At 39.9% G+C, this 10,834-nt stretch carries 12 protein-coding genes, 1 tRNA gene and 1 rRNA gene; 5 read left to right on the forward strand and 9 right to left on the reverse strand.

The annotated features are described in order from the left end of the window. The 6 genes from QM382_RS08740 to QM382_RS08765 form a co-directional block, all read right to left on the reverse strand. A 16S ribosomal RNA gene (locus QM382_RS08740) occupies positions 1–59 on the reverse strand; the annotation flags it as partial. A 228-nt stretch (positions 60–287) separates the two neighbouring features. Continuing rightward, positions 288–359 (reverse strand) — tRNA-Glu (locus tag QM382_RS08745). Between the two features lie 138 nt (positions 360–497). Beyond that, positions 498–1,109, reverse strand: coding sequence for a 30S ribosomal protein S4 (gene rpsD, locus QM382_RS08750; RefSeq protein WP_004253981.1), 612 nt, complete (start codon positions 1,107–1,109; stop codon positions 498–500). Between the two features lie 206 nt (positions 1,110–1,315). Beyond that, on the reverse strand, positions 1,316–1,984 hold the full coding sequence (locus QM382_RS08755) for a potassium channel family protein (RefSeq protein WP_414273048.1): 669 nt from the start codon (positions 1,982–1,984) through the stop codon (positions 1,316–1,318). 13 nt (positions 1,985–1,997) lie between these two features. After that, positions 1,998–3,374, reverse strand: coding sequence for a TrkH family potassium uptake protein (locus QM382_RS08760; RefSeq protein ID WP_414273047.1), 1,377 nt, complete (start codon positions 3,372–3,374; stop codon positions 1,998–2,000). Between the two features lie 32 nt (positions 3,375–3,406). Beyond that, the gene (locus QM382_RS08765) at positions 3,407–4,171 is read right to left on the reverse strand and encodes a nucleoside phosphorylase (RefSeq protein WP_281138068.1); all 765 of its coding nucleotides are present in this window, start codon (positions 4,169–4,171) and stop codon (positions 3,407–3,409) included. Between the two features lie 190 nt (positions 4,172–4,361). Here QM382_RS08765 and QM382_RS08770 point away from each other — a divergent pair, with 190 nt between their 5' ends. From QM382_RS08770 to QM382_RS08780, 3 genes are all read left to right on the forward strand, one after another. Next, positions 4,362–4,814: a DUF3290 family protein gene (locus tag QM382_RS08770; protein WP_414273046.1), complete on the forward strand. Its 453-nt coding sequence runs from the start codon at positions 4,362–4,364 to the stop codon at positions 4,812–4,814. Further along, complete coding sequence (locus QM382_RS08775; protein ID WP_195184046.1) at positions 4,811–5,443, forward strand: DUF421 domain-containing protein; 633 nt, start codon at positions 4,811–4,813, stop codon at positions 5,441–5,443. Before QM382_RS08770 ends, QM382_RS08775 begins: the two co-directional genes overlap by 4 nt. Before the next feature lie 117 nt (positions 5,444–5,560). Further along, complete coding sequence (locus QM382_RS08780; RefSeq protein ID WP_006151004.1) at positions 5,561–5,764, forward strand: CsbD family protein; 204 nt, start codon at positions 5,561–5,563, stop codon at positions 5,762–5,764. Between the two features lie 232 nt (positions 5,765–5,996). Here QM382_RS08780 and QM382_RS08785 read toward each other — a convergent pair whose 3' ends face one another. Further along, positions 5,997–7,232: a carbohydrate-binding domain-containing protein gene (locus QM382_RS08785; protein ID WP_414273045.1), complete on the reverse strand. Its 1,236-nt coding sequence runs from the start codon at positions 7,230–7,232 to the stop codon at positions 5,997–5,999. Positions 7,233–7,439: 207 nt separating this feature from the next. Between QM382_RS08785 and QM382_RS08790 the strand changes: the two genes are divergently transcribed. Both QM382_RS08790 and QM382_RS08795 read left to right on the forward strand, forming a co-directional pair. Then, positions 7,440–8,216 (forward strand): polyphosphate polymerase domain-containing protein, encoded by a 777-nt coding sequence (locus QM382_RS08790; protein WP_414273044.1) that lies wholly within the window; start codon positions 7,440–7,442, stop codon positions 8,214–8,216. Next, entirely contained in the window at positions 8,209–8,892 is a 684-nt protein-coding gene (locus tag QM382_RS08795) for a DUF4956 domain-containing protein (protein WP_414273043.1), read from the forward strand. Before QM382_RS08790 ends, QM382_RS08795 begins: the two co-directional genes overlap by 8 nt. A 30-nt stretch (positions 8,893–8,922) precedes the next feature. On the opposite strand, the gene QM382_RS08800 is transcribed toward QM382_RS08795, so the two are convergent. Then, on the reverse strand, positions 8,923–9,486 hold the full coding sequence (locus tag QM382_RS08800; protein ID WP_263394101.1) for a sugar O-acetyltransferase: 564 nt from the start codon (positions 9,484–9,486) through the stop codon (positions 8,923–8,925). 137 nt (positions 9,487–9,623) lie between these two features. After that, a partial coding sequence (locus tag QM382_RS08805; protein ID WP_414276813.1) for an LPXTG cell wall anchor domain-containing protein occupies positions 9,624–10,834 on the reverse strand: 1,211 nt, incomplete at its 5' end.

Raw genomic sequence — 10,834 nt, forward strand, 5'->3', positions numbered from 1 at the left:
TGCATGTATTAGGCACGCCGCCAGCGTTCGTCCTGAGCCAGGATCAAACTCTCATTAAAAGTTTGAGTTCTCACTCATTTCTGTCACTGACAGATTTATTGTTTTTTTCATTGTTCAGTACTACAACATCAGTTGTAGTGCCCTGCACATTGGTTCGTCTTGTTCAGTTTTCAAAGGTCTTTGTCGCGCTTACGACAACTATATTAGTATATCACAGTCACTTTTCTCTGTCAACAGGTTTTTTTAACTTTTTTTAAATCCTATTTCCATCAACCGCGATACACCCATAGTCCGTACGGGATTCGAACCCGTGTTACCGCCGTGAAAAGGCGGTGTCTTAACCCCTTGACCAACGGACCGTGAGCTTTTTCAACTCTTTCTATTATACCGACTTTTACAATCTTGTCAAGAACTTAAGATAAATTTTTCTTATTTTTTTATTTTTTGAAAAGCAAAAAGCCCACTGTTGTAGGCTTTTCGTAAGATATATCTTAAAATTAAAGCATCTTGTTGTAGAATTCAACGATAAGTGCTTCGTTGATTTCTGGGTTGATTTCATCACGTTCTGGTAAACGAGTCAATGAACCTTCCAATTTTTCAGCGTCGAATGATACGAATGCTGGGCGTCCAAGAGTAGCTTCAACCGCTTCAAGGATAGCTGGAACTTTCAATGATTTTTCGCGAACTGAGATTACTTGACCTGGAGTTACGCGGTATGATGGGATATCAACACGTTTTCCGTCAACAAGGATGTGACCGTGGTTTACGAATTGACGAGCTTGACGACGAGTAGTCGCAAGACCAAGACGGTAAACTACGTTATCCAAACGACGTTCCAAAAGAAGCATGAAGTTGAAACCTAGGATTCCGCCCTTGATTTTTGTAGCTTGTACGAACAAGTTACGGAATTGTTTTTCACCTACACCGTAAGTAAAACGAAGTTTTTGTTTTTCAGCTAATTGCAAACCGTATTCTGACAATTTAGAACGGTTGTTTGGTCCGTGTTGTCCTGGTACGTAATTACGACGTGCCAATTCTTTACCTGTACCTGTAAGTGAAAGGCCAAGGCGACGAGCTTGTTTCCAAGATGGTCCTGTATAACGTGACATGTGTATGTCCTCCTAATATAAATATAATTTCGGCGGAAATAGTCACTTAGAAAGCCCTGATTCGTGCAGATGCCCTTCGCCTAAACAGCCAAGGTTACTTGTTATAAGACATCTGTTGACGAGCTTCATGCTTTCCTGCTGCTATTTCACACAAAGGCTATTGTACCATGAAATACTAGATTTGTAAAGAGAATTTTCTATCTATTTTATTTTTCGTTAAATTTAGATAAGGTATCCAAATATTGGTTATTGATTACTGCCATCATATAGCCATCGGCTTTCAATTGATCATCTGGACCAAACTGAACGTCTAGAGGAGCATTTTCATAGTCACGAAAACCAAGAATATTGAGATTGTATTGTCCTCGAAGATCAAGTTCACTTAGACTCTTACCTGCCCACGATTGTGGAATTTTCATTTCGACTATCGAGACATTTTTGTCCAACTGAAAGACATCTACGCTGTTATTAAATAAAATAGTCTGCGCCAACGAACGACCCATCTCATATTCTGGTGAAATGACTGAATCTGCGCCAATTTTTTCAAGGACTTTTTTTGCTGTATAGCTTTTAACCTTAGCAATAACAGTTGGTACTCCTAGACTCTTGCAATGCATGACTGCAAGCACACTAGATTCTAAATTTTCCCCAGTTGCCACCACAACTGTATCGCAGGTATCAATTCCTGCTGAGAGCAAGAGCTCTTCATCGGTAATATCTCCAACAACTCCACGTACCAAGACTGGTTCGAACTGATTGATTCGTTCCTCATGGTCGTCAATGGCGATAATATTTATATCATGCTGAGCGAGAGCGGTAAGTACACTACTCCCAAAAATACCCAAACCTAAAATTCCAATTGTCCGATCTGACATAGTTTATCCTTTCTTATCCTATCGTAATATCTGCTTTCATATAGTGGATCATATCTTTCTTATCTGGTTGATACTCAGCCAAACTAACTAATAGCGTCAGTGGTCCAATTCGTCCAATAAACATCAGTAGCATGATAATGCTAAGAGCTAATCTACCTAACTCTGGTGTCAGATTTGCCGTCACTCCGACCGTGGCAAGGGCAGAAATTGTCTCGAACATGATGTAGATAAAGCGCGGATTCCCTTCTGCGGTTACCCCTAACAGGATCAAGCCCAGCAAGAAAGTTAGCAAGAAGATGATAAAAACACTGAAAGATTTTTGGACTGTCCGAGGTAAAATTGTTCTCCGAGCTATATTGGCATGGGGTAATCCTAAAAGTTCACTGCGTGCAAATACTAATAATACAAAGAAGGTTGTGATTTTAAGCCCCCCGGCTGTTCCACCAGGCGCCCCACCGAGAAACATTTGTAAGATATAAATCAGCAAAGTAACAGGCCGAGCCTGGGTAAAATCAATAGAAGCAAAACCCGCCGTTCTCATGCTAACTGTTTGGAAAAAACTGACTAGCAATTTATCAGGGATGCTGAGATTTCCAATCGTTCCCGGATTGTTCCACTCGATCAAGAGGGTTGAAACTGTTCCAGTAAATAAAATTCCTGCTGTCAAGAAGAGAACCAACTTGGTATGAAAGCGAAGCCGACGTTTTTTCTTGCTCAACTGCGTGGCCAGGTCAAACCAAACCATAAACCCTAGACCACCTGTGATGATCAAAGCAGCAAGCACTAGATTAATCAAAGGATCAGTTTGAAAAGCTACTAAACTTGTACTTCCAAAATTATCAAAACCAGCATTACAGAAAGCTGAAATAGCTACGAAGATAGATGTAAAAATTCCTCGGCCCCAACCAAATTCCGGAACAAAACGAAAACTTAACAGGAAGGCTCCGAGTCCTTCAACGATAAAAGTCGTCAAGAAAATCGAACGTATGAAAACCATTAAAGAATGAGTTTCTCCATAACTAAAGCTCTCCAGAATTGTTTCACGGCTACGAAGACTTAGCTTTTGCTTACTTTGAATATAAAAGATCCCTATAAAGGTCATGAGACCCAAACCACCAATCTGGATCAAAAACATACAGATTAACTGACCCCAGATGTTATATGTAGTAGCTACTGGTTGAGTAAAGAGTCCTGTCACACAGACCATGGATACTGCTGTAAAGAGATGGTCGAAATAGGTCGCTTGGGAGCTTGTTGCTTGCACAAATGGCAGACTCAAAAGTAGAGAGCCTGCGAAAATAACCAAAGCAAAACTTAAAAAAATTCGACGAGCAGGGGATAAACGCCCTAAGGTCGTGTTTATTTTTTCCAAAAATGATTTGAATAACATAGTTACATTGTACCATAAAACAGTTAAAGCAGTCACATATGACTAACGATTTCAAGACAGAGTTCTAAGGCCTTGTCAAAAGCTTCTGAACCCCAATCGCGGCTATCATAATTTTCTAAATCCGCTAGAGAGTCGGCTGTAAATAGAAGTTGACCCCAAACGACTCCTCGAAGCTGGGCAACTGCTGCAAGAGCTGCACACTCCATCTCCACAACTGCACAACCTTCTTCCTTACGATAGGCAACTTTTTCAGCCGTTTCTCGGTAAAAACCATCTGTCGACCAAGTCATAACCTCCTCGTAAGGAATTCCTAGTTGTTCCAAGACTTGCTCGATGGCAGAAATCGCTTCGACATGTACATCCATATAACGAGAAGGCGCTACATAGTGGTAGCTGGTCCCCTCATCTCGCAGGGCTCGGACTGGAACCAGAAAGGCATTTTCCTCTATATCGGCTAGGACGCCACAGGTTCCAGTGGAAATGATTTGTTCCACACCGTAGCCAATCAACCAATCCATAAACTGGGCAGCTGGGGCAGAACCAACGGGAGCCTGGGCAAGACAAATCTCCTCGCCCTTGTAGTTGATGACATAGACTGGATAAGTCTTGGTGGCAGAAATGAACTCGCCAACGCACTCTGCTCCTATTTCCTGGGCGTAGCGGTCAATCTCCTCCTCCAAAAATGCATAGATACACTTCTTTGGCAATTGTAAATCTAATCCTTCGTGATTTGGCATGATGACTGCCTGAGGATTGTCATCAAATTCTAAAATAGGAATGGCATGTTTTTGAATCATAAAGCACCTCCTCTAAATTTGTACTATTATAACAAAAGCTAAACGAAAGTCAAGACGGGAGGCTAAGTCAAATCAGAAAAACCTACCTTAAGTAGGAAACAACAATTAAATGCTTTTTTCGTCATAATAAAATTGCTATAGCTTAGGAATTAGTTTATAATAGATTGAATTTAAAAAAGGGAGAAATCTTATGAAATTCTATTCATATGACTATGTTCTCAGTCAGATTAGTCAACAGAATTGGACCATGATTATTGTGTCGACATTCTTAGTGATTGTGACTGGATTCTTTGCATTTAAGGCTTTTCAAGATAAGAGAGGGAGTAAGTTCCGTGAATTATCGCTCATTTCTATTTTGACGTTAATTGCTTTTGTATTGATTAGCATTACGAATCTTCAAAACAACCAATCCAATGATAATCAATTTCGTAGTTCCTTGCACTTCATCGAAATTGTATCAAAAGAGTTAGGTGTTGATAAGAAAAATGTTTATGTCAACACATCAGCAGTGACTGATGGGGCGATTATTAAAGTAGGTGACAATTTTTATCGTGCCATTAGTGGGACTGACCAAGATAGCTATTTATTAGAAAAGATGGAACTCTATAAATCAGATGTGGAACTCGTGGAGGTTGAAAAATGATAAGCTTTTTTGCTACAATTGCAATTAAATTAGCCTTGGGGCTACTTTCTCTTGTTTTTGTTATCAATGTAACAGGTAAAGGAAATCTAGCACCAAGTTCTGCAGTGGACCAGATACAAAACTTTGTTCTCGGGGGTATTATCGGTGGGGTTATCTACAATAGTTCTATCACCATCATCCAATACATTGTTATCCTCATTATTTGGACTATTCTCATTTTACTCCTCAAATGGTTGAATACCAATGTTTCCTTCATTAAACATCTGATTGACGGAAAACCTACGATTATCATTAAAAATGGTAAGTTAGATCCTGAAGCCTGTCGCTCAAAAGGTCTTGCAGCGGCAGATGTAGCTCTTAAATTGCGCGCTCAAGGAATTTTCCAATTGAAGGATGTCAAGAGAGCTGTGATTGAGCAAAACGGACAGCTGATTGTCGTAAGAATGGGTGACGAAAATCCTAAGTACCCAGTGATTACAGATGGTGTTGTCCAAGTTGAAATCCTAGAAACCATTGGCAAATCCGAGGAGTGGCTAACTGAGAAATTGAAAGAAGAAGGTTTCGAAGAAGTCTCAAATATCTTTATCGCTGAATATGATAAAGGTCAATTGAATGTTGTAACCTATTAAAAAAACAAACTGATGCTTTTCGTATCAGTTTTTTGCTTTTTAGCATAAAATGGTATATACTTAAATTAGTATCTGATTTGGTTTAGATATTACAAAAAATTAACGGAGGTATCCCCCATGTCAATCGAAGAAAAATTCAACCAAGCTAAAGGTTCTGTCAAAGAAAGTTTTGGTAAACTTACTGGCGATACTAAAACTCAAGCGGAAGGAGCTGCAGAAAAAGTAGCTTCAAAAGCTAAAGAAGTTGCTGAAGATGCTAAAGAAGCTGTCGAAGGCGCAGTATCTGGTGTAAAAAACATCTTTAAAAAAGACGGAGAATAATTTCTAATACGATAAGCACTCTTATTCCACAAGCTTAGAAAAGCATTGGAATAAGGGTGCTTTTTTTGCTCTTTCAAGCATCAGAAAAGTACCCTTTGAGGTGCTTGATTTAGCTTGATCTTATTAATGGAGTAGGCTAGCTAGTATGTATAAGAGATAGAAGAAACTTTATCTCCTCTTCCTTTTTCCCCAACAAAAAAATCTCCCTTCTCTTTCGAGAAAGGAGATTTTTTTATGGTTGTCCACCAGGGGCTGGACCGCCAGGGCCACCATTTCCTTGAGGTCCTCCGCCTCCAGGCATAGAATTGACGATTTCCGTTTGTTTTTCACCGTTAAGGTAGATCTCACCACCTGTGTAGGTCGCTGTTCCATCAAAGTCAAAACCAGATTGACCTGTCATTTTGATGGTTCCTCCATTAACTGTAATGTTACCGTTTGAGTCAATTGGATCCGTATCCCCTTGACCAACTTCAACCGTTAGATTTCCACCATTCATGGTGAAGAATATTTCACTTTGTTGGGCATTTTTGTTGGCTGCATTGACGCCATCATCTGTTGAGTATATGGTGATGTCTCCACCGTTGATAGTGATTGACTTACCTTCAAGCCCTTCTGTAGAATTCTTAACGGTATAGATACCACTATCAATAACCAAATCACCTGATGCGTGGATACCATCGTCCCCTGCAGTAACAGTGATGGTATTATCAGAGAGATACATGGTTCCTACAGATGTATCCTCATCATTGTCGACCTTGACGCCATCTTCCTTGGCATCAATAGTCATAGTTGTTCCAGTGATGTTAAGTTCATCATTGACATTAAAAGCATCTCCTACTGTTGTGATGTTGTAGGTTCCGCCTGTGATGTGAAGTGTATCGTTTGCCTTAATGCCATTGTTTTTCTTACCATCTACATTGAGAGTTCCCTTACCGTTGATGGTCAAGTCCACTTTAGAGAAGAGGGCCGCGTCAGCTTTTTCATCACTATTAGAAGCAGAATCTGAGAGGCTATTGGTTGTTCCATCTGCTAGAGTTAGGTAAACATGACCAGCTGATGTTGCAGAAATAGCTGCATTGGTATTGGTCATGGTCACACCCTTTAGTACGATATGTACATCATCAGAATTTCCAGCTTCGATCTTAATTTGAACTCCATCAGATTGACCAGATATGACATAGGTTCCTGCCTTAGAGATGGTAACAGTAGATCCTGATACGGCCACTCCGTCACCTGATACCGTCGCCGTTGATCCTGACAAAGTTACAGTTGCTGCTGTCTTTTCATCATAGGAAGTATCATAGTCCTTGTCTGTAAAATAGCTAGTTTTCTTAGCTTCTGTAGTTGATGTCGTTTTCGTTGTCGCAGTATTGCTAGCTGTTGTATTTGAAGTTGACTGGGTACAAGCTGTTACTAGTGCTAGAGTTGCTATACTCGTTAATAAGAATGTCCATTTTTTTGCTTTCATGCTCGTTTCCTCGACTTTCATTTTACATGCTCTTAGTCTACGTGACTTTCCTAAAATAAGCCTAAACTTTTTCTGAAAGTTTTCTTAAGTTTAGTTTCAATTAAGTTAAATTTAACAAAAGTTTTAGATAAACTCTTTAAAATCCTAGACAAACAAGCTCGTCCTTGTTTAAAAATAGTATAAGCTAAGATTAGAGGAGAAGAACTTATGAAACCAATCGAAACAACTTTCAAACGGATTGAAACCAAATATATTGTCTCCAAAGATAAACTAGACAAACTCATCCAAGATTTAAAGGAATATTTAGTAGAAGACGACTATCCAATTTCAACCATATCAAATATCTACTTTGATACGAAAGACTTTGATGTTCTCCTAGATGATGATTTTGGAGATAAGCGAAAAGAAAAGGTTCGGATGCGGACCTATCTCAGCCAACCCAAAGCAGATAGTCAAGTTTTTTTAGAAATCAAGACCAAGGACCAAGAAGGAGTTAGTCGTAAGTTTAGACTACTCTCAACTCCGATTGCTATCCTTAATTTTATAACCAAAGGACACTTGGATCCTAGCATTACTGATACAGTCGTCATTGAAAAAGTGAAAAAACTTCGTAGAGATTACAAGCAAGCCATCAAGCCTCGTATGTATATCTACTACGATCGTTATTCATTAAAGGAAAAGAAATACATCGAGGGCTACAACTATAACAAAATCCGTATCACAATTGACCAAAATCTAGTCTATAGAGATGAAAATGTCAGTCTTTTCTCTGGAATTCAAGGATCCCCTCTATTGGATGACCATACTGTGATTATGGAGATTAAAGCTCCTGGAAACAAGCCTCAGTGGTTGCAGGACATCCTAGATAAGTATGGTTTGATAGAGCACAAATTTTCAAAATACAGTTGTGCTTACCACAAATCTCAAGGGCTCCCCTATGTACCACGACCCAGTATAGAAAGCGCAGGTACCGCTTATGCATAATCTATTTAATTCCATTTTCAACAACGCCACCGCCAGTGCAGATCCCTTCCAACTACTGCTGGCTCTACTTGTCAGTCTAACTCTTGGTTTGGCTCTCACTTGGACCTACAAATATCGGACCCTCTATACCAGAGAATTTGCTATCAGCTTGACTCTGCTTCCCTGCCTCATGACCTTAGTTATTTTTCTAGTCAATGGAAGCTTGGGTACTTCAATCGCTGTAGCCGGAACCTTTAGTTTGATTCGTTTCCGTTCTGCAACTAGTGGTTCAAGAGAACTGATTGCGATTTTCCTTGCCATGATTATCGGTTTAGCTTGTGGAACAGGCTATCTCTTCCTAGCAATTTTGTTCACCCTATTTATCTTAGGTGTTTGGTTCCTTTTGGAACATCAACAGATTAAAACTGACAATCAACGTCGTAGACTTTTGACAATCACGGTAGCCAATCAAGAAAAGATACAGGGAGCTATCCAATCAGCTCTTGGCCAATTCTGCTCAGAAGTTGACATGATTACAATTAATAGCACTAACGCAGGTGATAATCTAACAATCGTCTATGAAGTCGAACTAAAATCTGATACTGACGACTTCCAAGTGACCAGTTATCTCACACAAAATATCGAACAATGTGATGTAACTTTAACTAAAAAAGCTAAGAAGAGAAAAAACCTCTAATAAGCAAAAGAACAGCATCTTGCTGTTCTTTTAATTTTCTTTAACTAGAATTTCTTTGATAACCCGTGCTGGATTACCTGCCAGAACGACATTGTCACCAAAGGACTTGGTAATGACTGCCCCCGCTCCTGCAACAACATTATCCCCTAGTGTTACGCCTGGAAGGACAGTAACGCCGCCTCCTGCCCAAAAGTTTTTACCTATCGTGATTGGTTTCCCAAATTCTAAACCTGAAATTCGTTCATCTGGATCCAGAGGGTGTAGGGGGGTTAAAAATTGGCAGTTAGGACCAATCATAGCATTATCACCAATAGTAATAGGGCAAACATCCAACATGGTTAAATTCCAATTGGAATAGAAATTTTCTCCCAAATGAATATTGACACCATAATCCACAACCAAGCGAGTATTGATATAGAGATTTTCTCCGGTAGACCCAAACCACCCTTTGATGATTTCCATACCTTTTAGTGGATCGACTTCTTCGTTAAAGGAGGCTTGCTTTTGTCGTGCTGTTTGTGCTAGAGCACGCAATTCTGGGTCGAAGGGGTGATAGGGTTCTCCCGCAATCATTTTTTGGTATTCACTTTTCATATCTTGGTGTCCTTGCTTGTTTTACAAGATTGTAGCATAGTTCGATTTTTAATACAAGCATCAAAAAAACTAGTGCATCGATTGATGCACTAGTTTTTAATTAGAAAGTTGACTTTCTCACTTCTTTACAGAGTTGATTAGTCTTCTTTCTTTTTACGAGCAATAAGTCCAAATCCACTCAAGACACCTACTAAACCAAGAGCAGCAAGGCTAGCGTTATCCTTAGTACCTGTGTTTGGCAATTGAGGAGCATTTTCTTTAGCTGGAGCTGGTTTAACTGGAGCTTCTGGTTGTTCTGGAGTTACAACTTTCTTGTAGATATGTTGGATATTTCCGTTAGCATCTACAACTGTCTTCACAAACTCATATCCTGGAATATCTTTCTTAGGTTGTTCTCCATCCTCTGTTGGATATCCTGGAATTGGGTTTCCATTTTCGTCAACATGAGTAGTTGTAATCTTTTCGTAGACATGTACTGTATCGCCGTTTGGCAATTTCTTAGTTTCAACGAAGCGGTATCCTGGAATTTCAGCTTTTGGTTGTTCACCGTCTGCTGTTGGGTAACCTGGGATAGGTTTGCCATCTTTGTCTACAAATGTAGTAACTGGTGTTACTGTTGGTGTGTATGTTGCAGAAGCTTTTGTTCCGTTCATATCTTCACGAACAACTGTAACTGATGGAGCTGTTCCTGTAAATTCAGGTTCTGGTTTGAAAGTCACTGTTCCGTCTGGTGCTACTGTGTAGGTACCAACACCTGGAATTACCTTAGTTGTTGAACCATCTTCAAATGTTGCTGGCACATCATCATTCATTGGAACACGGCTATCACCTTCCTTGAATGTTGGTTTACCAGACTGTTCTTTACCTTTAGGTCCAATAGTTGTAGCTGGTTCTGCTGTTGGTGTTACTGGTGTAACAGTTGGTGTGTACTTAGCTGTTACTGGGGTACCATTCTTATCTACACGTTTAACAGTCACGCCTGTTCCTGTTCCTGTGAATGATTTTTCTGGTACGAATGTAACTGTTCCGTCTGGTGCTACTGTGTAGGTTCCTTCTCCTGGAATTACCTTAGTTGTTGAACCATCTTCAAAGGTTGCTGGTACATCGTCATCCATTGGTACACTTGGATCACCTTCTGTAAACTTAGGTTTACCTGTTTGTGTTTGGCCTTGGATATCTGTTGATGTAACATCTTCAGCTGTTGGTGTTACTGGCGTTACTGTTGGTGTGTACTTAGCGGTTGCTGGTGTACCATTCTTATCTACACGTTTAACAGTCACGCCTGTTCCTGTTCCTGTGAATGATTTTTCTGGTACGAAGGTTACTGTTCCGTCTGGTGCTACTGTGT

Origin of the sequence: Streptococcus infantis, from assembly GCF_047465185.1 — a bacterium.
Lineage (GTDB): Bacteria > Bacillota > Bacilli > Lactobacillales > Streptococcaceae > Streptococcus > Streptococcus infantis_O.

Coding starts and splice junctions, on each gene's coding strand:
- QM382_RS08770 (WP_414273046.1), top strand. CDS start 4,362: ATGAAATTCTATTCATATGACTATGTTCTCAGTCAGATTAGTCAACAG.
- QM382_RS08795 (WP_414273043.1), top strand. CDS start 8,209: ATGCATAATCTATTTAATTCCATTTTCAACAACGCCACCGCCAGTGCA.
- QM382_RS08765 (WP_281138068.1), bottom strand. CDS start 4,171: ATGATTCAAAAACATGCCATTCCTATTTTAGAATTTGATGACAATCCT.
- QM382_RS08755 (WP_414273048.1), bottom strand. CDS start 1,984: ATGTCAGATCGGACAATTGGAATTTTAGGTTTGGGTATTTTTGGGAGT.
- QM382_RS08790 (WP_414273044.1), top strand. CDS start 7,440: ATGAAACCAATCGAAACAACTTTCAAACGGATTGAAACCAAATATATT.
- rpsD (WP_004253981.1), bottom strand. CDS start 1,109: ATGTCACGTTATACAGGACCATCTTGGAAACAAGCTCGTCGCCTTGGC.
- QM382_RS08760 (WP_414273047.1), bottom strand. CDS start 3,374: ATGTTATTCAAATCATTTTTGGAAAAAATAAACACGACCTTAGGGCGT.
- QM382_RS08780 (WP_006151004.1), top strand. CDS start 5,561: ATGTCAATCGAAGAAAAATTCAACCAAGCTAAAGGTTCTGTCAAAGAA.
- QM382_RS08785 (WP_414273045.1), bottom strand. CDS start 7,232: ATGAAAGCAAAAAAATGGACATTCTTATTAACGAGTATAGCAACTCTA.
- QM382_RS08775 (WP_195184046.1), top strand. CDS start 4,811: ATGATAAGCTTTTTTGCTACAATTGCAATTAAATTAGCCTTGGGGCTA.
- QM382_RS08800 (WP_263394101.1), bottom strand. CDS start 9,486: ATGAAAAGTGAATACCAAAAAATGATTGCGGGAGAACCCTATCACCCC.